We start from the raw sequence: 21,199 nt of genomic DNA, 5'->3' as shown, positions 1-21,199 counted from the left end.
ATGCGACCAGTGCGACTACCACCAACGCGGCAACGACACCTGCGCGGGCTGGCGGGCTAGCAACCCGGGGGAGCGCGACGTGCGCTGTCAGCCAAGCAGCGATCAGGACGACGACTGCGCCTCCGACCACGACGAGGTGACCTTGGGGCGCGCAACTGGTGGCCGGCGGCAAGATTGCGGGGCAGAACCACTGATCGGGTGGATCGAGTACGCGCAGCACGGACGGTAGAGCCGCCACCACGATGCCGACCAGGGCCGCTACGACAATCAGGGCGGCGAGGGGTTGTCCGAGGGTGCGCGACCGGGGAGGTGCCATCGTCGTTGCCATGCTCGACAGTACGACAAGCTCGAGGCGGGGCGTGGGTGCTCTGCGCAGGTAGGAAGGGTGCCCCGGGTGGGATTCGAACCCACACTGGATCGGGTTTGAGCCGAACGCCTCTGCCGGTTGGGCTACCGGGGCCGGTAACACCGCTGAAGTGCTCGACAATGAAACCACATCGACGTGGCAATCTTCACATCGATCGATCTTGATGCGCGCTAGCCCTTCTGCAGCCATTACGATGACCCATGTGACAGACAACGACTCCACGCCAGGCATCGTCCCTCCCCTTGACCTTCCCCCGCTCCTCGAGCCGGTGGTCGAAGCGGCCGAGGAGGTTCCTGCTGCCCCCGCTCGGCGCGTGCGTCGCGCTGTCGTGGCCGAGGACGAGGCACTCATCCGGATGGACGTCGTCGAGACCCTCCGCGAGGCCGGCTTCGACGTCGTGGGTGAGGCCGGCGACGGCGAGACCGCTGTGCGCCTCGCGCTCGAGCTCAAGCCGGACGTCGTCGTGATGGACGTGAAGATGCCCGAGCTCGACGGCATCTCCGCTGCTGAGCGCATCGCCAAGGCGCACGCCGCCCCTGTGGTGCTGCTCACTGCCTTCTCTCAGGCTGAGCTCGTCGAGCGTGCGCGCGACGCCGGTGCGATGGCCTACGTAGTCAAGCCGTTCAGCCCCGCTGACCTGCTTCCCGCGGTCGAGATCGCGATCTCGCGGTACTCCCAGATCACCGCTCTCGAGTCCGAGGTCGCTGACCTCGCCGAGCGCTTCGAGACCCGCAAGCGCGTCGACCGCGCCAAGGGCCTGCTCATGACCAAGATGGGTCTGAGTGAGCCCGAGTCCTTCCGCTGGATCCAGAAGACGTCGATGGACCGTCGCCTCACCATGCGCGAGGTTGCCGACGCCGTCATCGAGCAGGTCGGCGAAGCCTGAGCGAAGCCTGTGGGTTGCGGCCCACTGGTTGACCTGCACGACGGTTGGGGGCAGTCTAGGGACAGGTCACGCGCACGGCGCGATGTCCTAGGCGCCGCTGTGGTCGCTGGGCCGCCGCGGTGACTGCCCCTAGCTGTGGTGACTACCCATAGATGGAGAGCTCGTATGCGTGCCATGGTCGACGTGCGGCCTGCGGTTGCCGCCGATCTTCCCGTGCTGGCAAGGCTGAGTATGGCCGCCCGGCACGAAGCAGGAACCGGGATGCAGCTGTGCGTGAGCGACGAAGAGCGCATCGCGCGTCAGCTGGCCATGCTGACCGCCCTGCCGGGCGGGCAGATCCGGGTTGCCGCCATCGACGGTGAGCCCGTCGGCTTCATGCTCATCCGGGTCTTGGAACCCACTCTGTTCGTCGACGAGGTGGCCGTCTACATCGAGGCCCTGTACGTCTCCCAGTCCTTCCGTCGCCGCGGGGTGGGGCACGCCCTGCTCACCGAGGCCGGCGAGATCGCCGCTGCCGCCGGTGCCGCCGACGTCTACTCCGTCCCGCTGCCCGGGTCGCGTGGTGTCCAACGGTTCCTGGCTCGTCTCGGCTTCGCTCCCGCCGCCAGCCACCGAGTGGTGCCGACCGCCGTGCTGCAGCGCAAGCTCGCGGCCGAGGGCGCCGGACGCCGGCAGGCTCGCGGCATCGAAGACCTCATCGCGCGACGTCGGCGCGCCCGCACCGAGACCAACAGCGGTCCGCTGGACCTGCGCAGTTTCCAGGCCAGCCTGGCTGCCAGCCAGGCCGAGCAGGCCGTCGACCGCGCCGCGCGGCACGGTGGCGACGAGCTCGGCGACGGGCTGTCAGGCTCCCGAGAGCACCAGGCAGGCTAGCCGAGCGGTGCAGATCCGCCGGCCCGCGGCGTCGGTGATGACGATCTCGTAGCTGGCGGTCGTGCGCCCGCGGTGGATCGCGGTGGCAACGCCTGTGACGATCCCTTCTCGGGCCGCTGAGTGGTGTGTGGCGTTGATCTCGATCCCCACCACCTGACGTCCCGCTCCGGCGTGCAGCTGGGCGGCGAAGGACCCGAGGGTCTCCGCCAGCACGACGCTCGCCCCGCCGTGCAGCAGCCCCGCAGGCTGGGTGTTCCCAGCCACCGGCATGGTTCCCACCGCCCGGTCCGGGGTCGCCTCGAGCAGCGTGATGCCCATGCGTTCGATGAGGGTCCCGCGTGCAGAGGCCGCGAGCATGTCGGTGGTGTCCATGTCAGTCATGGACGATAGATTTGCAGGTGTGACCGACTCTGCGCGACCCAGACTCCTGTTGATCGATGGCCACTCCATGGCATTCCGGGCATTCTTCGCCCTGCCGGTGGACAAGTTCGCCACCACGACCGGTGAGCCCACCAACGCCGTGCACGGGTTCATCTCGATGCTCGCGACGCTGCTGCGGGTCGAAGAGCCCACGCACATCGCCGTCGCCTTCGACGCCGGCTCGACGACCTTCCGCACCGAGCGCTTCCCCCAGTACAAGGGCACCCGCGACGCGACGCCTGAGCCGTTCAAGGGGCAGGTGCCGCTCATCAAGGAGGTCCTGACCTCCATGCGCATCCCCTTCCTCGAGAAGGACATGTTCGAGGCGGACGACATCCTGGCGACGCTGTCCTCCCAGGCCGACGGTCTGGGCATGGAGGTCCTGGTCTGCTCCGGCGACCGCGACTCGCTGCAGTTCGTCAACGACAACGTCACGGTGCTGTACCCGGTCAAGGGCGTCTCCGAGCTCGCCCGGATGACCCCGGACGCGGTTCAGGCCAAGTACGGAGTCGCCCCGCACCAGTACCCGGACCTGGCGGCGCTGGTCGGAGAGACCAGCGACAACATCCCCGGAGTGCCGGGAGTGGGCCCCAAGACCGCGGCGAAGTGGATCAACCAGTTCGGCGGTCTCGACGAGATCCTCGCTCACGCCGACGAGATCGGCGGCAAGGCGGGGGAGTCGCTGCGCGCGCACCTCGACCAGGTGCGGCTCAACCGTCAGCTCAACCACCTGCTCACCGACGTCGAGCTGCCCTACGGCCCGGACGACCTGCGGGTCCAGCCCTGGGACAGGGAGGCGATGAACGCCGTCTTCGACGCACTGCAGTTCCGCACCCTGCGTGAGCGCCTCTTCGCGATGCACCCCGCTGCTGACGACTCCACGCAGGAGAACGCCCAGGCGGCCCCCGAGGTCGAGGTCGTGACCTTGGCGCCCGGCGTCCTCGAGCAGTGGCTCGACGCTCGGTCCGGCGTGTCCCTCGGCCTGGAGGTGGCCGGCCGTGGCGTGCCCGCCGGCGGCGACGCCTGGGCCTTCGCGATCGCCGACGCAGACGGGTCAGCGGTCGCTGCGGACTTCGCGGACCTCACCCCGGCAGACGACGCGGTCCTCGGGGTCTGGCTCCAGGACGAGTCCCGCCGCAAGGTGGTCCATGGTGGCAAGGCCGTCTGGCACGAGCTCGCCGCCCGCGGCTACGACCTGCGCGGCGTCGACTTCGACACCGAGCTCGCCGCCTACCTCTGCTTCCCGGACCAGCGCAGCTACGACCTCGGTGAGCTCGTCGAGCGCCACCTCGGTCATGAGCTGCTGGCGCTGGAGACCGGAGCCGGGAACCAGGGCGCCTTCGACCTGTCGGTCGGAGAGGACCCCGAGGACAGCGAGGCCAACCGTCTCGCGGTGCGCGCGGCGTCCCTGACGGACCTGGCCGAGGTGCTCGGCGGGGAGCTCAAGGACCGCGGGGCCGACGCCCTGCTGGCGAACCTCGAGCTGCCGCTGTCGGAGGTGCTCGCCCAGATCGAGCGACGCGGCATCGCGATGGACGTGGACTACCTGCGTGACCTCGAGAAGCACTTCGGTGAGACCGTCGCCGAGGCGGCTCGCTCGGCTTACGACGTCATCGGCCGGGAGGTGAACCTCGGCTCGCCCAAGCAGCTGCAGGAGGTCCTCTTCGACCAGCTGGCGATGCCCAAGACGAAGAAGATCAAGACCGGGTACACCACGGACGCGGCGGCCCTGGCGGACCTCTTCGCCAAGACCGAGCACCCCTTCCTGGAGTTCCTGCTCGCCCACCGTGACGCCACCCGGCTGCGTCAGACCGTCGAGGGCCTGCTCAAGGTGGTCGCCGACGACGGACGCATCCACACCACCTTCCAGCAGACCATCGCGGCGACCGGGCGGCTGAGCTCGACCGAGCCGAACCTGCAGAACATCCCGATCCGCACCGAGGCAGGCCGCCGGATCCGGCGCGCCTTCGTCGTCGGCGACGGCTACGAGACGCTGCTCACCGCGGACTACTCCCAGATCGAGATGCGCATCATGGCGCACCTGTCTGGCGACGAGGGACTCATCGAGGCCTTCCGGTCGGGGGAGGACCTGCACAGCTACGTCGGCTCTCGGGTCTTCGGGGTGCCCACCACCGAGGTCACCTCGGCCCAGCGGTCGAAGATCAAGGCCATGTCCTACGGTCTGGCGTACGGGCTGTCGTCCTTCGGGCTGTCCAAGCAGCTCGGCATCGAGGTGGGCGAGGCCGCCACCCTCATGGACGACTACTTCTCCCGCTTCGGCGGGGTGCGCACGTACCTCACCGGGGTGGTGGACGAGGCGCGAGCGACCGGCTACACCGCGACCATCATGGGCCGGCGCCGCTACCTGCCCGACCTCACCAGCGACAACCGCCAGCGCCGGGAGATGGCCGAGCGCATGGCCCTCAACGCCCCCATCCAGGGCAGCGCGGCGGACATCATCAAGGTCGCCATGCTCGGGGTCGAGCGGGAGATCGCCGCCCGCGGTCTGAAGTCCCGGCTGCTCCTGCAGGTCCACGACGAGCTGGTCCTCGAGGTCGGCCCGGGCGAGCTCGCCGAGCTCGAGGCGCTGGTCCGCGAGCAGATGGGCTCCGCCGCCCAGCTGCGCGTCCCGCTCGACGTCTCCGTCGGCATCGGCGCGAGCTGGCACGACGCCGGGCACTAGCGGTCAGGCCGCAGCCGCCGGTCCTCGTCGGTGGCGCGCTGCGGGCGGCGGGTGGAGAAGATCGCGGTCCCGGGGATGAGACGGCCCCGGACCGGGCTCCACCCGCCCCACGCCTGCTCGTGGCCCTCGGGCCACTCCGGCTCGATGATGTCGATGAGCTCGAGGCCTGCGGCGACCACCTCGCGGACGTGGTCGCCGACGGTGCGGTGGTACTCGGCGTAGGTGACCGAGCCGTCGGCGTCCCGCTCCGCGTACGGCCTGCGGTCGAAGTACGAACGCGTCGCGGTGAGGCCCCGGTCGCTCGGGTCGTCCGGGAAGGCCCAGCGGATCGGGTGGGTCACCGAGAACACCCATCGCCCGCCCGGTCGCAGCACCCGGGCCACCTCGGCGTGGACGGCCGCGGCGTCGGGCACGAAGGGGATGGCGCCGTAGGCGGTGAAGGCCGTGTCGAAGCTCTGGTCGGCGAAGGGCAGGCGGCGTGCGTCGACCTGCAGCACCGGCACGTGGGTGCCCTCGGCGGCATCGATCCGGCGGCTCTCACGGAGCATCCCGGCGGACACGTCGGTGGACACCACCTGGGCGCCCTGAGCGGTGAGCCAGCGTCCGCACTGGGCGGCCCCCGAACCGATCTCCAGGATGCGAGACCTGCGCAGGGACTGCGCCGGTCCCAACAGGTGGGCATCTCCCTCACGCAGACCTTCAGGGCACCAGCAGAAGTCTGCGGTGCCGAGGAAGTCACCGTGCTCGTCGAGGTAGTCGCGTGCGTTCTCGTCCCACCAGGTGCGGCTCGCTCGACCGCCTGCCTCGTCAGGGACCTGCTGGTAGCCGGCGCGGGTGATGTGGTCGTGTGTCACACCTCCAGTCTGACCCATGACAGCCCTCCACCAGGGACGACGAGGCGCCCGCCGATGTCGACGCGCCGGCAATCGTAGGACCAATGGGGCGCCGGGAAGGGGCAGGTCCTGGGTAGGGTTAGATCACGCGCCACGCTCTCCGGCGGGGCGCACGCGTGATCTCGACGCTCATGTTCCACTTTTTTGAGGGAGTTCGAATGCGAATCGGTCTGCTCACCGGTGGTGGCGACTGCCCAGGCCTCAACGCGGCCATCCGTGCCGTGGTCAAGCAGGGCCTGGGGGAGTATGGGCACACGATCATCGGCTTCAACAACGGCTGGAAGGGCGTCGTCGACGGCGACGTCCGCACCATGTCCCGCGAGGACATCCGCAACGTGCTGCCCCAGGGCGGGACGCTCCTGGGCACCGCCCGGTACCACCCGCACGCGGCCGACGGCGGCATGGACGCGGTCATGGCGACCCTCGAGGCCGAGCGCATCGAGGCTCTCATCTGCATCGGTGGTGACGGCACGCTGCACGCAGCGAGCAAGGTCGCTGAAGAGGGCGTGAAGATCGTCGCGATCCCCAAGACGATCGACAACGACGTCTATGGCACGGACCTGTCCATCGGCTTCCACACCGCGGTGAACATCGCGACCGAGGCGATCGACCGGATCCACACCACCGCGGAGAGCCACAACCGCGTCATGGTGGTCGAGGTCATGGGCCGCCACGCCGGCTGGATCGCGGTCAACGCGGGGATCGCGGGTGGAGCCGAGCTGGTGCTCGCCCCCGAGGAGCCCTTCGACATGGACCGGATCATCAAGTTCCTCAAGCACCGTCACCGGTCGCACGCGAACTTCTCCATCGTCGTCGTCGCCGAGGGGGCTCTCCCCAAGGAGGGCAGCTCGATGCAGTACGAGGCGCAACTGGGCAAGTTCGGCGAGATCATCGCCGGTGCGATCGGGGAGCGCGTCGCCAACGAGATCGCGACGCGGACCGGGTTCGACACCCGCCTGACGATCCTCGGTCACGTCCAGCGTGGTGGCACACCCACCCCGACGGACCGCATCCTCGGCTCGCGCTTCGGTGTCGAGGCTGTCGACGCCATCTCGCGCGGTGAGACGAACGTCATGACTGCGCTGCGCAACGAAGAGGTCGTCCTCGTCCCCCTCGAGGAGATCGCGGGCAAGGTCAAGCACGTGCCGGCGGACTTGCTCCGGGTTGCCCGGGTTCTGGCCTGATCCTCCCGCGTTGACCGACCCAGTGCGCCGCCGGTAGGGTTGCTGGCGGTGCACTACGGTCGTGCGCGGTCCATGCCGTGCGAACGACGATCCTGAGCCCCACAGATGTATCTCATATCCCTTACTATTCCCTGTCCGCATCGGAGCACCTGACTCAATGACCATCTCTACCCCCGTGAAGTCCGCACCGCAGGTCGCCATCAACGACATCGGCTCTGCGGAAGACTTCCTTGCAGCCATCGACGCCACCATCAAGTACTTCAATGACGGTGACATCGTCGAAGGCACCATCGTCAAGGTCGACCGCGACGAGGTTCTCCTCGACATCGGCTACAAGACCGAAGGCGTCATCCCCTCCCGCGAGCTGTCCATCAAGCACGACGTGGACCCCGGAGAGGTCGTCAAGGTTGGCGACGTCGTCGAGGCTCTTGTCCTCCAGAAGGAGGACAAGGAAGGCCGTCTGATCCTGTCCAAGAAGCGCGCACAGTACGAGCGCGCCTGGGGCACGATCGAGAAGATCAAGGAAGAGGACGGCGTCGTCACCGGAACCGTCATCGAGGTGGTCAAGGGTGGACTCATCCTCGACATCGGCCTCCGTGGCTTCCTGCCTGCCTCCCTCGTCGAGATGCGCCGCGTCCGCGACCTCCAGCCGTACGTCGGCAAGGAGATCGAGGCCAAGATCATCGAGCTCGACAAGAACCGCAACAACGTGGTCCTGTCGCGCCGTGCCTGGCTCGAGCAGACGCAGTCCGAGGTTCGTTCCACCTTCCTGCAGACGCTGCAGAAGGGCCAGGTCCGCCCCGGTGTCGTCTCCTCGATCGTCAACTTCGGTGCCTTCGTGGACCTCGGCGGGGTCGACGGTCTCGTCCACGTCTCCGAGCTGTCCTGGAAGCACATCGACCACCCGGGTGAGGTCGTCGAGGTCGGTCAGGAAGTCACCGTCGAGGTTCTCGACGTCGACTTCGACCGTGAGCGCGTCTCGCTCTCGCTCAAGGCCACGCAGGAAGACCCCTGGCAGACCTTCGCCCGCACGCACGCCATTGGTCAGGTCGTGCCGGGTAAGGTCACCAAGCTCGTTCCCTTCGGTGCGTTCGTTCGCGTCGAGGACGGCATCGAGGGTCTCGTGCACATCTCCGAGCTGGCCGTGCGCCACGTCGAGCTGCCCGAGCAGGTTGTCAACGTCGGCGACGACGTCTTCGTCAAGGTCATCGACATCGACCTCGAGCGTCGCCGGATCTCGCTGTCGCTGAAGCAGGCGAACGAGGGCGTCGACCCCGAGAGCGAAGACTTCGACCCGGCTCTGTACGGCATGGCCGCTGAGTACGACGAGGCGGGGAACTACAAGTACCCCGAGGGCTTCGACCCCGAGACGAACGAGTGGCTCGAAGGCTTCGAGGCACAGCGTGAGGTCTGGGAGGCTCAGTACGCCAAGGCGCACGAGCGCTGGGAGGCTCACCGCAAGCAGGTCGCCGAGGCCATCAAGGCTGACGCCGAGGCTGCTGAGTCGGGCGAGTCCGACGCTGGCAGCAGCTCCGCAAGCTCCTACTCCTCGGCTCCGGCCGTCGAGGCCACCTCGGGCGGCACCCTTGCCTCCGACGAGGCGCTGGCTGCTCTGCGCGAGAAGCTCACCGGTAACTGATTCACCCTCGGGGCCTGCGCCCCGAGCTGCATGGCAGAGCGGGCCGATCACCTTTGGGTGGTCGGCCCGCTCTGGTGTGTGCTGCCTACTGTGTGCTGCGTGCTCTCGTCAGAACAGCCGTGACGAGGGCTGCACCGCACGGGGTGGCGCCGGGCTAGGGCAGGCGTGGGTCGACGTCGTCCTCGGCGATGCTCGTCGCCTGGTCCGCGACGGACTCCGCGACGGCCTCGGCGACCGAGGCTGGGACTGCGTCGTCGGCGTCGTCAGCCTCGTCGGGCGACCCCTGGGCGTCCGTGCCGTCGTCGGCGAACTGGGTGCGGTAGAGGTCGGCGTAGAGGCCGCCGGCGGCGAGCAGCTCGGTGTGGGTGCCCTGGGCGACGATGCGGCCGGCGTCGAGCACGATGATGCGGTCCGCCTCACGGATGGTGGACAGCCGGTGAGCGATGACCACCGAGGTGCGACCGCGCAGCGCGGTGCGCAGCGCGAGCTGGACGGCGGCCTCGGACTCGGAGTCTAGGTGCGCGGTGGCCTCGTCGAGGATGACGATGTCGGGGGCCTTGAGCAGCAGTCGGGCGATGGCCAGACGTTGCCGCTCGCCACCGGAGAGGCGGTACCCGCGGTCGCCGACGACCGTGGCCGTCCCTGAGGGCAGCGACGCGACGAGATCCCAGATGTGGGCTCCGCGCAGGGCTGTCTCGAGGTCGGCGTCGGTGGCGCCCGGGCGGGCGTAGCGCAGGTTGCCGGCGATCGTGTCGTGGAACATGTGCGCGTCCTGGGGGACGGTCCCGATGACCGCGCGCAACGACTCCAGGGTCACGGCCCGCAGGTCCCGCCCGGCGATGGCGACCGTGCCGGCGGTCGGGTCGTACATCCGCGTGATGAGCTGGGACAGGGTGGACTTGCCCGCCCCGGACGGTCCGACGATCGCCACCATCTCGCCGGGGGCGACGTGGAAGGTGACGTCCATGAGGGTGTCGGCGACCGGGTCGTTGCTGAGCACCGCGACCGACTCGAGCGAGGCGAGGGAGACCTCGGTGGCGGTGGGGTAGCGGAACCACACGTGCGTGAGGTCCAGGCTCGCGCCGTGCGCCGCGACGTCCTCGCGCAGGTCGGTGGCGTCGTCGGCGTCGACGACGCTGGGCGGCAGGTCCAGCACCTCCAGCACCCGTTCGAAGCTCACCAGGGCTGTCATGACGTCGACCTGGACGTTGGACAGTGCCGTGAGCGGACCGTAGAGGCGGGCCAGGTACGCGGTGAGGGCGACGACCACACCGACCGTGAGGGTGCCGGAGATCGCCATGACACCGCCGACGCCGTAGACGATCGCCACCGCGACCGCCGCCACGGTCGTCAGGGCCACCCGGAAGATGGTCGCGTACATGGCCTGCTTGACACCGATGTCACGGGCCCGGGCGGCGGCGCCGGCGTAGGTCACCGACTCGTCCTCGGGCCGGCCGTAGGTCTTGGCCAGGTGCGCGCCGGCGACGTTGAACCGCTCGGTCATGATCTGTGCGGTGTCCGCGTTGATCGCGTAGCCCTCGCGTGAGATCGCCGCCAGCCGCGGGCCCACCCACCGTGCGGGGAAGACGAACGCCGGCAGCAGCACGAGCGAGAGCAGGGTGAGCTGCCACGACATCGAGAGCATCGCCGCCAGCACGAAGATCACGGTGAGGGAGTTGGAGAAGACGTTGGACAGGGTCGAGGTGAAGGCCTGCTGCGCGCCGAGCACGTCACCGTTGAGCCGTTGGACGAGCGCGCCGGTGCGGGTGCGGGAGAAGAAGGCGAGCGGCATCTGCTGGACGTGGTCGAAGACCGCGGTGCGCAGGTCGAAGATGAGACCTTCCCCGATCCGCGAGGACAACCAGCGCTGCGCGAGGGCCAGCCCACCGGTGGCGAGCGCGAGCACCGCGACGAGGACCGCCAACCAGATGACGACGTCGCGGCGTCCGGGGGTGATGCCGTCGTCGATGATGGCCTTGAAGACCAGCGGGGTCGCGGCGCCGATGAGCGCGTCGATGCTGATGAGCACGAGGAAGACGGTGAGCTGGCGCCGGTAGGGGCGGGCGAAGCTCAGCACCCGGCGGACCGTGCCGGGGGCCAGCTCGTGCGAGGTGACGGTCCGTTCCTGGCGGAAGGACCGGAATCCGGGTCCGAACCCGCCGCCGCCCGGGCCGCCGAGGCCGCCACCTGACATCGACATGCTGACTCCTGGTGGGCTCGGTGCTGCTGGACGGGACGTGGCTGACCGGTGGTAGTCGGTGCGCCGCGGGACGGGCGCTCAGGGCTGGGCGGCGGTGTGATCGAGGTGTCGTGCCGCGGAGCCGAGGTCGCCCGGACAGGCTACTTTGAGGTTAGCCGCTGACAGGACGCCGGCGTGCACGCCCCGGCGAGGATGGAGGAGCACGATGATCAGGATCGGTCTGACAGGAGGCATCGCTGCCGGGAAGTCTGTCGCAGCATCCCGGTTCTCCGAGCTGGGTGCGGTGGTCATCGACCACGACATCCTCGCCCGCGAGGTCGTCGCGCCCGGGACGGTGGGCCTCGACCGCGTCGTGGAGGCCTTCGGCGAGGAGGTGCTCGACCCGAACGGCGCCCTGGACCGTGACGCCCTGGGGCACATCGTCTTCGGCAACCACGAGGCCCTCGGCCGCCTCAACTCGATCGTGCACCCGGAGATCACCCGGCTGGCCGCCGAGCGAGAGGCCGCAGCGGGCGCGGCCGACTCCGGCGCCGTCGTCGTGCATGACATCCCGCTGCTGGTGGAGACCGGGCAGCAGGACAACTTCCATATCCTCCTCGTCGTGGACACCCCCGCTGACCTGCGGATCCAGCGACTCGTGGAGAACCGGGGGCTCACGCTGCCGCAGGCGCGCCAGCGGGTCGCGGTCCAGGCGACGGACTCGGCGCGACGCGAGGCCGCCGACGTCATCGTCTCCGGCTCCGGCAGCGAGGACGAGCTCAGGGCCGCCGTGGACGCGCTGTGGACCCGCCTGCAGGACGAGGTGAGCCAGGAAGCAGGCTGACCCTCGGGCTGCCCCCCGGGGGCTGACCAGGGTCGTGGTGCGCCTGTCGAGGGCTGTCGCGGGGCGGTGAGACGCGTCGTGTCGGTGGCACGTCGTACCGTAGACCTATGCGCCCTGTGACCGATCTTCAGCGAACCGTCGCCCCCTTCGAGGTCATCTCCGACTACACCCCGTCCGGTGACCAGCCGACAGCGATCGCCGAGCTCACCCAACGCATCCAAGGCGGGGAGAAGGACGTCGTCCTGCTCGGGGCCACCGGTACCGGAAAGTCGGCCACCACGGCCTGGCTCATCGAGAAGCTGCAGCGGCCGACCCTCGTCATGGCGCCCAACAAGACCCTCGCGGCGCAGCTCGCCACCGAGTTCCGCGAGCTGCTGCCCAACAACGCGGTCGAGTACTTCGTCTCCTACTACGACTACTACCAGCCCGAGGCATACATCGCTCAGACCGACACCTTCATCGAGAAGGACTCCTCGGTCAACGACGAGGTCGAGCGGCTGCGCCACTCGGCCACGAGCAACCTGCTCACCCGGCGCGACGTCGTCGTCGTGGCCTCGGTGTCGTGCATCTACGGCCTCGGTACGCCGCAGGAGTACGTGGACCGCATGGTCCGGCTGGACGTCGGTGACACGGTCGAGCGCGACGCGCTGCTGCGCAAGTTCGTCGCCATGCAGTACACCCGCAACGACATCGCCTTCACCCGCGGCACCTTCCGGGTGCGCGGGGACACGGTCGAGATCATCCCGGTCTACGAGGAGCTCGCCATCCGGATCGAGTTCTTCGGCGACGAGATCGAGGCGATCCAGACGCTGCACCCGCTGACCGGAGACGTGGTCCGCTCGGAGAAGTCCGTCAACCTGTTCCCGGCCACCCACTATGTGGCAGGTCCGGAACGGATGGAGCGGGCCGTCGCCTCGATCGAGGCGGAGCTCGAGGAGCGGCTGGCCGAGCTGGAGCGTCAGAACAAGATGCTCGAGGCGCAGCGCCTGCGCATGCGCACGACCTACGACATCGAGATGATGCGGCAGATCGGCTCCTGCGCGGGGATCGAGAACTACTCCCGGCACATCGACGGCCGTGGTCCGGGCACCGCGCCGCACACGCTGCTGGACTACTTCCCCGAGGACTTCCTCCTCGTCATCGACGAGTCCCACGTGACCGTGCCGCAGATCGGCGCCATGTACGAGGGCGACATGTCCCGCAAGCGCAACCTCGTCGACCACGGCTTCCGGCTGCCCAGCGCCATGGACAACCGGCCGCTGCGGTGGGAGGAGTTCGTCGACCGCATCGGCCAGACCGTCTACCTCTCGGCCACCCCGGGCAAGTACGAGCTGTCGATGTCCGACGGCTTCGTGGAGCAGATCATCCGTCCGACCGGCTTGGTGGACCCCGCCGTCATCATCAAGCCGACCACCGGGCAGATCGACGACCTGCTCGAGGAGATCCGCCTGCGGGCCGAGCGCGACGAGCGGGTGCTCGTGACGACGCTGACCAAGAAGATGGCCGAGGACCTCACCGACTACTTCCTCGACAAGGGCGTGCGCGTGCGGTACCTGCACTCCGAGGTCGACACGCTGCGCCGGGTGGAGCTGCTGCGGGAGCTGCGCATGGGGGAGTACGACGTGCTCGTCGGCATCAACCTGCTGCGTGAGGGCCTCGACCTGCCTGAGGTCTCCCTGGTCTCCATCCTCGACGCTGACAAGGAAGGCTTCCTGCGCTCGAGCACCTCCCTCATCCAGACGATCGGGCGTGCCGCCCGTAACGTCTCCGGCGAGGTGCACATGTACGCCGACAAGATCACTCCCTCCATGGCAATGGCTCTGGAGGAGACGGACCGGCGCCGTGAGAAGCAGGTGGCCTACAACCTCGAGCACGGCATCGACCCGCAGCCGCTGCGCAAGAAGATCAGCGACGTGACCGACATGCTCGCCCGGGAGGACATCGACACCCAGGAGCTGCTCAAGGGCGGGTACCGCAACGCCGGCAAGGGCAAGGCGCCGGTGCCCGGAGGCCCCAAGGCGGGCGTCACCACGAACCGGTTGGCGGTCGCAGCCGCGGACGACCTCGTCGGTCTCATCCAGGAGCTGAGCGACCAGATGCACGCGGCTGCGGGCGAGCTGCAGTTCGAGCTCGCCGCCCGGCTGCGTGACGAGATCTCCGGCCTGAAGAAGGAGCTCCGCCAGATGCAGGCAGCGACCGCGTGAGCGCGCCGGTCGCCCCCGACCATGCTGGCGACGCAGGCCCGCTGGGCGTGTTCGTCGGCCTGACCACCCTCGATGTCATCCACCGGGCGCGGCGGGCGCCAGGACCGGACGAGAAGATGACGGCAGAGCGCCAGGACCTGGCCGCCGGCGGACCCGCGGCCAACGCTGCGGTGGTCTTTGCGGCCCTGGGCGGGCGAGCGCGGCTGATCACGGCCTTGGGCGACGGGCCTGCGGCGTCGATCGCTCGGGCGGACCTGACCGCGCACGGAGTCGAGGTGGTCGACCTGGCTCAGGGAACCGACCTCGACCTGGGCATCTCAGCGATCCGTGTCGATGTCCGCACCGGCAGCCGCTCGGTGCTGTCCATGGACGCGGCCGCCGTCGACCTGCCTGCGCCGCAGGATCCTGCGGCTCTGGTCGAGGGGTGTGAGGTGATGCTGCTCGATGGCCACCACCCGCGGGTGGCGACCTCCCTCGCTGCTGCCGCCCAGCAGGCGGGCATCCCCGTCATCATCGACGCCGGTCGATGGAAGCCGGTCATGACCGAGCTGCTCGCCCGCGCCAGCACCGTCATCGCCTCGGCGGACTTCCGGCTCGCGGACGGCGCAGTGCCAGCCGCGCCGTCGACCTCGGCCGTGCCGACGACGCCTGAGGCGATGGCTGGGACGACAGACGCCGGCGTGCAACGGGCCACACACCGCTACACAGAGCGGGCCACGCGATGGGCAGTGACCCACGGCGCCGGCGCTGTGACCTGGTGGACGGACGAGACGTCCGGGGAGGTCGACGTACCGGCGGTCGAGGCCGTCGACACCCTGGGAGCCGGGGACGCCTTCCATGGTGCCTTCACCTACGCCAGCGTGCGAGGACCGGCGACCTTCGCCGACCAGCTCGCCCAGGCGGCGGCGGTCGCCGCGCTGCGGTGCTCTGTGGTGGGGCCGCGCGACTGGCTGGCGCTGCTTCCCGAGCGCGCGTCAGGTGCTCTGCAGACCTAGGCCCAGGGACCGAAGACGACAGTCCACTCGGTGATCGCGCGGTCGGCGACGAGCCCGTTGACCGCAAACGGGTCGGTGTCGAGGATCGTCGCGACCTTCTCGGGGGAGTCGGCCTCGACGATGAGCAGCGCGCCGTGCATGTCGCCGTCGGAGACCGGTCCCGAGGCGAGCAGCACGCCTGCGGCGTACAGCCCGCCGAGGAAGCCGCGGTGCGCGGGGCGGTGGGTGTCGCGCTCGGCGGAGCGGGAGTCGTAGACGTAGGTCACGGCGTAAGTGGTCATGGCGCCATTGAAGCACGCGCCCCTGGGGCGTCGATCTCGTGTGTCACCAGCCGCGCGCCTGCCAGCTGTCCAGGTGCGGGCGCTCGGCTCCCAGCGTCGTGTCGTCTCCGTGCCCCGGGTACACCCACGTGTCGTCGGGCAGGCGGTCGAAGACCTGCGTCGTGACGTCCTCGAAGAGCTGGTCGAACCGCGCCCGGTCGTGCTCGGTGTTGCCCAGGCCGCCGGGGAAGAGGGAGTCGCCGGTGAACAGGTGCGCTCGCCCGGCCACTGCTCCGGGCTCGTGCACCTGCTCGGGCTCGGTGAGCAGCAGGGCGACCGAGCCGGGGGTGTGCCCGCGCAGCGCGATGACCTCGAGGGTGATGGATCCCACGGCGAGAGTCTCACCGGGGAGCAGGCGATGCTTGATGGGCACCCCGATGGCGTCGGCGTCCGGGGCGCCGGCGGCGGTGTGCGCGCCGGTCACCGCGACGAGATCTTCCAGGGCGCCGTGGTGGTCCCGATGGTGGTGGGTCGTGATGATGAGGTCCAGCGCGCTCGACGAGGAGCCCTCGCGGACGAGGTCGAGCAGCCGGTCGGAGTCCGCCGCGGCGTCGATGAGCACCTGATGACCGGTGCGCCGGCACGTGAGCAGGTAGGCGTTGTTGCCCATCGGGCCGACCTGCGCCTTGCGGATGTCGACGTCGTCGAGCCGGCGCAGCGCCGTCGGGCCGCCTGCCACGACGTGACCGTCGTAGTCCGGTGCCGCGGCCGAGGTGGGCTTGTCGGAGGTCATGAGCCCACCTCGCACGGGACGAGGGACGCCTCCCGGGCCGCGACCGCACGGTCGAGGCTGTGCACCGCGCGCACGAGGCCGAGGTGGGAGAAGGCCTGGGGGAAGTTACCGGTCATCCGGTCCGCCTGGGCGTCGAACTGTTCGGCCATGAGGCCGAGGTCGTTGGCGGAGGCGACCAGCCGGTCGAGCATGTCGCTCGCGGCGTCGACGTCGCCGGATCGCGCCAGGGCGTCGACCATCCAGAAGGAGCAGACGAGGAACGGCGACTCGTCGCCGGCCAGACCGTCCGCGGTGTGCTCGGTCTCGTACCGCCTGGTGAACCCGGCGTCGTCCATGAGGGTGGCGCGGATGGCGGCCACGGTCCCCAGGAACCGCGGGTCGGTGGCGTCGAGGAAGCCGACCTGGGCCATCTGCAGCAGCGAGGCGTCGGTGTGGCCGGCGCCGTAGTACTGGACGAAGGACCCGAGCTCCTCGTTCCAGCCGCGCTCCATCACCTGGGCGTGGATCTCGCCGCGGACCTGCTTCCAGGCCTCGACGGGTCCTGGCAGCCCGTGGACCTCGACGGCGCGGATCGCCCGGTCGATGGCGACCCAGCTCATCACCCGGGAGTGCACAAAGTCCCGTTCGGGTCCGCGGACCTCCCAGATGCCACGGTCGGGCCGGTCCCAGTGGGAGATGAGGGCCTGGACGAGGTGGCGCTGCAGCGACCAGGAGTCCACGGAGTCATGCAGTCCCGCGTCACGTGCCATGTCGAGGGCGAGCATGACCTCGCCGAGCACGTCGTTCTGCACCTGGTTGACGGCCGCGTTGCCGATCCGCACCGGGCGCGAGCCCGCGTATCCGGGCAGGTGGTCCAGCTCGCTCTCGGGGAGGTCGCGTCGCCCGTCGATCCCGTACATGATCTGCAGGTCGTCGGGGTTCCCGGCCACGGCGCGCAGCAGCCAGTCACGCCACTGGGTGGTCTCGTCGTGGTACCCGGACTCCAGGAGCGCCTCGAGGGTCATGGCCGCGTCGCGGAGCCAGCAGAAGCGGTAGTCCCAGTTGCGTTCCCCGCCCATCTCCTCGGGCAGGGAGGTGGTGGCCGCGGCGACGATGCCGCCGGTCTTGACGCTGGTGAGCAGGCGCAGGACGAGCAGCGACCGGACCAGGGCTTCGCGGTGGGGGCCGCGGTAGTCCGAGCGTCGCGCCCAGTCGTGCCACAGCCCGGCAGTCTCGGCGATCCGGTCGGGCACCGACAGCGGTTCCGGGGTGGGGGCCCAGGACGGGGTCCATGTCGAGGAGAAGGTCAGGGTCTCGCCCGCGCTCGCCTGGAAGCGGTCGTGGTGGCGGTGGTCGCTGGCGTGGGGGAGCCGGGTGCCGCGCAGCAGGATCGCGTCCGGTCCGGAGATCGCCAGGATGGCGTGGCGGCCGCTGGCGTGGTCGTCCTCGATCCGGTGCACCCACGGCTCGTAGGCGCCGTAGCCGAACCGCACCACCCACTCGTGCTCGATCGTCACCGTGCCCTCGAGCACGGTGATCTCGCGGACGAGGTCCGCCCGGCCGTCGCCGGCGGGCATGACGTCGACGACGCGGGCGCGTCCGGTCGCAGAGGTGTACGTCGTCTCCAGGACGAAGGAGTCGCCGCGGTAGCTGCGGGTCACGGTGTGCGCGTCGGGCACGGTGAGCAGCCATCGTCCGTTGTCGGGTGTGCCGAGCAGGGCGGCGAAGCAGGCGGGGGAGTCGAAGTCGGGCAGGCAGAGCCAGTCCACAGAGCCGTGGCGGCTGACCAGCGCACAGGAGAAACCGTCGCCCAGGACGGCGTAGTCGGCGATCGGGGTGGCATGGGAGTCGTCGTGAGGCATTCTCCGAGTCTGGCTGAGAGTCTGCATCAGAGCACGTCGAGGCGGGTGTGGGGTGTCGGTGCAGGTCCCCGGCTCGCAGAATTCGGGACGTCGAACAGGTGTACGTATGCGCGCTTCTGCCCTACCATGGGTCAGGTGAGTGACCGCCTCGTCGTCCAAGGTGCCCGTGAGCACAACCTCCGCAACGTCGACCTCGACCTTCCCAGAGACAAGCTGATCGTCTTCACCGGTCTGTCCGGTTCAGGGAAGTCTTCTCTCGCCTTCGACACGATCTTCGCCGAAGGCCAACGCCGCTACGTCGAGTCGCTGTCCGCCTACGCCCGGCAGTTCCTCGGGCAGATGGACAAGCCTGACGTCGACTTCATCGAAGGCCTGTCCCCGGCCGTCTCGATCGACCAGAAGTCCACGAACCGCAACCCGCGGTCCACGGTGGGAACGATCACCGAGGTCTACGACTACCTGCGCCTGCTCTTCGCTCGCGCCGGCACCCAGCACTGCCCCGTCTGCGGGGAGCGGGTCACCGCCCAGACGCCTCAGCAGATCGTCGACCGGCTGCTCGAGCTGCCCGAGGGCACCCGCTACCAGGTGCTGGCCCCGGTGGTGCGCGGCCGCAAGGGCGAGTACGCCGACCTCTTCAAGGAGCTCCAGGCGAAGGGCTTCGCCCGCGCCCGGGTGGACGGTGAGGTTGTCCAGCTCACCTCGCCCCCCGTGCTGGAGAAGAAGCTCAAGCACACGATCGAGGTGGTCATCGACCGCCTCGTCGCCCGCGACGGCGTCCAGCGGCGTCTGACCGACTCGGTCGAGACCGCCCTCGGCCTCGCCGGCGGTCTGGTCGTCGTCGAGCTCGTCGACGCCGACCCGGACGACCCTCAGCGCGAGCGCCGGTTCTCCGAGCACCGCGCCTGCCCCAACGACCACGTGCTCACCCTCGACGAGATCGAGCCGCGCACCTTCTCCTTCAACGCGCCCTACGGCGCGTGCCCGGAGTGCACCGGCATCGGCATGCGCCTGGAGGTGGACCCCGAGCTCGTCGTCCCCGACGAGGAGCTCTCCCTCGCTGAGGGCGCCGTGGCACCGTGGGCGCAGATCTCCTCGGAGTACTTCATCCGGGTGCTCTCTGCCCTCGCCTCGGACCTCGGCTTCTCCATGGACACGCCCTGGCGTGCGCTGCCTGAGCGTGCCCGCCACGCCGTGCTGTTCGGCGAGGACCACGAGGTCCAGGTCAAGTACCGCAACCGGTGGGGACGCGAGCGCCAGTACTCCACGGGCTTCGAGGGCGTCATGACCTTCCTCGAGCGTCGTCACTCCGAGACCGAGTCGGAGTGGTCGAAGGAGAAGTACGAGGCCTACATGCGTGAGGTCCCGTGCCCGGTCTGCCAGGGCACGCGGCTCAAGCCAGAGGTCCTCGCCGTCCGCGTGGGTGGCAAGTCCATCGCCGAGGTGTGCGAGCTGCCGCTGCGCGAGTGCCGGGACTTCCTCAACGACCTCCAGCTGGGCGCGCGTGAGCGCGCCATCGCCGTGCAGGTGCTCAAGGAGATCCAGGACCGCCTGGGCTTCCTGCTCGACGTCGGGCTCGACTACCTCTCGCTCATGCGCCCGGCCGGCACGCTGTCCGGCGGGGAGGCGCAACGCATCCGGCTCGCCACGCAGATCGGCTCGGGCCTGGTCGGGGTGCTCTACGTCCTCGACGAGCCGAGCATCGGTCTGCACCAGCGGGACAACCACCGTCTCATCGGGACCCTCACCCGGCTGCGGGACCTGGGGAACACGCTCATCGTCGTCGAGCACGACGAGGACACCATCCGGGCCGCCGACTGGATCGTCGACATCGGTCCTGGCGCGGGGGAGCACGGCGGACACGTGGTCCACTCCGGCGACTACGCCGGTCTGCTCGAGGCCAAGGACTCCGTCACCGGTGCCTACCTGGCCGGGCGCCGGTCGATCCCCATGCCGGCTGAGCGCCGCGCGATCGACCGGTCGCGTCAGCTCACCGTCATCGGCGCCCGCGAGCACAACCTCACCGGGATCGACGTGTCCTTCCCGCTGGGTGTGCTCACCGCGGTGACCGGGGTCTCCGGCTCGGGCAAGTCCACGCTGGTCAACTCGATCCTCTACACCGTGCTGGCCAACGAGCTCAACGGCGCCCGCCAGGTCGCCGGGCGGCACAAGAGGGTCACCGGCCTGGAGCACCTCGACAAGGTGGTGCACGTGGACCAGGGGCCCATCGGGCGTACCCCGCGGTCCAACCCCGCCACCTACACCGGCGTGTGGGACCACGTGCGCAAGCTCTTCGCCGAGACCACCGAGGCGAAGGTCCGCGGGTACCTGCCGGGACGGTTCTCCTTCAACGTCAAGGGCGGGCGCTGCGAGGCCTGCTCCGGCGACGGCACAATCAAGATCGAGATGAACTTCCTGCCTGACGTCTACGTGCCGTGCGAGGTGTGCCACGGCGCGCGGTACAACCGCGAGACCCTCGAGGTGCACTTCAAGGGCAAGACCGTCGCCGACGTCCTCAACATGCCGATCGAGGAGGCTGCGGAGTTCTTCGCCGCGGTCCCGGCGATCTCGCGCCACCTCAAGACCTTGGTCGACGTCGGCCTCGGGTACGTCCGTCTGGGGCAGCCCGCCCCGACGCTCTCCGGTGGTGAGGCTCAGCGTGTCAAGCTCGCCAGCGAGCTGCAGAAGCGGTCGACCGGGCGCACCATCTACGTGCTCGACGAGCCGACCACCGGCCTGCACTTCGAGGACATCCGCAAGCTCCTCGCGGTGCTGCAGACGCTCGTCGACAAGGGGAACTCGGTGCTGGTCATTGAGCACAACCTGGACGTCATCAAGAATGCCGACTGGGTGATCGACATGGGCCCGGAGGGTGGTTCTGGCGGCGGACTGGTGGTTGCTGAGGGCACCCCCGAGCACGTCGCGACGGTTGAGGCGAGCCACACCGGGCGGTTCCTCGGCCCGGTGCTCGCCGCGCACGCGCCTGTCCCTGTCGGAAAGCCCCGCAAGGCGGCCGCAGCCGTCAAGGCCGCGCCCAAGAAGCCGGCCAGCCGGTCGCGCGCCAAGTTCAAGGAGTAGCGGACCGCACCACGCACGACAGCAGCACATGACAGCGCCACCCGGAGCACCGCTCCGGGTGGC

At 69.5% G+C, this 21,199-nt stretch carries 15 protein-coding genes and 1 tRNA gene; 9 read left to right on the top strand and 7 right to left on the bottom strand.

The window, feature by feature from the left end:
* Positions 1 to 386 precede the first annotated feature (386 nt).
* Positions 387 to 460: transfer RNA gene (locus tag SS2_RS08595), tRNA-Leu, on the bottom strand.
* 100 nt (positions 461 to 560) lie between these two features.
* On the opposite strand from SS2_RS08595, the gene SS2_RS08590 reads away from it, so the two are divergent.
* Positions 561 to 1,253, top strand: coding sequence for an ANTAR domain-containing response regulator (locus SS2_RS08590; protein WP_157607264.1), 693 nt, complete (start codon positions 561 to 563; stop codon positions 1,251 to 1,253).
* 273 nt (positions 1,254 to 1,526) lie between these two features.
* A complete protein-coding gene (locus SS2_RS08585) occupies positions 1,527 to 2,126 on the top strand; it encodes a GNAT family N-acetyltransferase (RefSeq protein ID WP_245643462.1) in 600 nt (199 codons plus the stop codon).
* Here SS2_RS08585 and SS2_RS08580 read toward each other — a convergent pair.
* Complete coding sequence (locus SS2_RS08580; RefSeq protein WP_066463063.1) at positions 2,097 to 2,507, bottom strand: hotdog fold thioesterase; 411 nt, start codon at positions 2,505 to 2,507, stop codon at positions 2,097 to 2,099. The two genes, SS2_RS08585 and SS2_RS08580, sit on opposite strands and share 30 nt — an antisense overlap.
* Between SS2_RS08580 and polA the strand changes: the two genes are divergently transcribed.
* On the top strand, positions 2,506 to 5,229 hold the full coding sequence (polA, locus tag SS2_RS08575; RefSeq protein WP_066463061.1) for a DNA polymerase I: 2,724 nt from the start codon (positions 2,506 to 2,508) through the stop codon (positions 5,227 to 5,229). The genes SS2_RS08580 and polA overlap by 2 nt on opposite strands.
* Here the strand turns inward: polA and SS2_RS08570 are convergent.
* A complete protein-coding gene (locus SS2_RS08570) occupies positions 5,226 to 6,101 on the bottom strand; it encodes a class I SAM-dependent methyltransferase (RefSeq protein WP_066463059.1) in 876 nt (291 codons plus the stop codon). The genes polA and SS2_RS08570 overlap by 4 nt on opposite strands.
* A gap of 179 nt (positions 6,102 to 6,280) precedes the next feature.
* Here SS2_RS08570 and SS2_RS08565 point away from each other — a divergent pair, with 179 nt between their 5' ends.
* The gene (locus SS2_RS08565; RefSeq protein WP_066463057.1) at positions 6,281 to 7,306 is read left to right on the top strand and encodes a 6-phosphofructokinase; all 1,026 of its coding nucleotides are present in this window, start codon (positions 6,281 to 6,283) and stop codon (positions 7,304 to 7,306) included.
* 157 nt (positions 7,307 to 7,463) lie between these two features.
* A complete protein-coding gene (gene rpsA / locus SS2_RS08560; protein WP_066463055.1) occupies positions 7,464 to 8,945 on the top strand; it encodes a 30S ribosomal protein S1 in 1,482 nt (493 codons plus the stop codon).
* A gap of 154 nt (positions 8,946 to 9,099) precedes the next feature.
* Here the strand turns inward: rpsA and SS2_RS08555 are convergent, their stop codons facing one another.
* Positions 9,100 to 11,145: an ABC transporter ATP-binding protein gene (locus tag SS2_RS08555; protein WP_083942010.1), complete on the bottom strand. Its 2,046-nt coding sequence runs from the start codon at positions 11,143 to 11,145 to the stop codon at positions 9,100 to 9,102.
* 205 nt (positions 11,146 to 11,350) lie between these two features.
* Here SS2_RS08555 and coaE point away from each other — a divergent pair, with 205 nt between their 5' ends.
* The 3 genes from coaE to SS2_RS08540 all read left to right on the top strand — a co-directional run bounded on the left by coaE (position 11,351) and on the right by SS2_RS08540 (position 15,167).
* Positions 11,351 to 11,968: a dephospho-CoA kinase gene (gene coaE / locus SS2_RS08550; protein WP_066463054.1), complete on the top strand. Its 618-nt coding sequence runs from the start codon at positions 11,351 to 11,353 to the stop codon at positions 11,966 to 11,968.
* Positions 11,969 to 12,075: 107 nt separating this feature from the next.
* Complete coding sequence (gene uvrB, locus SS2_RS08545) at positions 12,076 to 14,172, top strand: excinuclease ABC subunit UvrB (RefSeq protein WP_066463053.1); 2,097 nt, start codon at positions 12,076 to 12,078, stop codon at positions 14,170 to 14,172.
* A complete protein-coding gene (locus SS2_RS08540) occupies positions 14,169 to 15,167 on the top strand; it encodes a PfkB family carbohydrate kinase (protein WP_066463050.1) in 999 nt (332 codons plus the stop codon). The genes uvrB and SS2_RS08540 overlap by 4 nt, the downstream gene beginning before the upstream one ends.
* Here the strand turns inward: SS2_RS08540 and SS2_RS08535 are convergent.
* From SS2_RS08535 to SS2_RS08525, 3 genes are read right to left on the bottom strand one after another with little or no spacing between them, the layout of a single operon-like run.
* On the bottom strand, positions 15,164 to 15,448 hold the full coding sequence (locus SS2_RS08535) for a YciI family protein (protein WP_066463048.1): 285 nt from the start codon (positions 15,446 to 15,448) through the stop codon (positions 15,164 to 15,166). The two genes, SS2_RS08540 and SS2_RS08535, sit on opposite strands and share 4 nt — an antisense overlap.
* 43 nt (positions 15,449 to 15,491) lie before the next feature.
* Complete coding sequence (locus SS2_RS08530; protein ID WP_066463045.1) at positions 15,492 to 16,220, bottom strand: MBL fold metallo-hydrolase; 729 nt, start codon at positions 16,218 to 16,220, stop codon at positions 15,492 to 15,494.
* Positions 16,217 to 18,061: a glycoside hydrolase family 15 protein gene (locus SS2_RS08525; protein ID WP_157607263.1), complete on the bottom strand. Its 1,845-nt coding sequence runs from the start codon at positions 18,059 to 18,061 to the stop codon at positions 16,217 to 16,219. The genes SS2_RS08530 and SS2_RS08525 overlap by 4 nt, the downstream gene beginning before the upstream one ends.
* A gap of 135 nt (positions 18,062 to 18,196) precedes the next feature.
* Here SS2_RS08525 and uvrA point away from each other — a divergent pair, with 135 nt between their 5' ends.
* Positions 18,197 to 21,136 (top strand): excinuclease ABC subunit UvrA, encoded by a 2,940-nt coding sequence (uvrA, locus tag SS2_RS08520; protein WP_066463272.1) that lies wholly within the window; start codon positions 18,197 to 18,199, stop codon positions 21,134 to 21,136.
* Positions 21,137 to 21,199: the final 63 nt, after the last annotated feature.

It is taken from the genome of Sanguibacter suarezii NBRC 16159 (assembly GCF_001552735.1).
GTDB lineage: Bacteria > Actinomycetota > Actinomycetes > Actinomycetales > Cellulomonadaceae > Sanguibacter > Sanguibacter suarezii.
The sequence above is the reverse complement of the archived record's forward strand: the minus strand, read 5'-3'. Positions and strand labels throughout refer to the sequence as shown.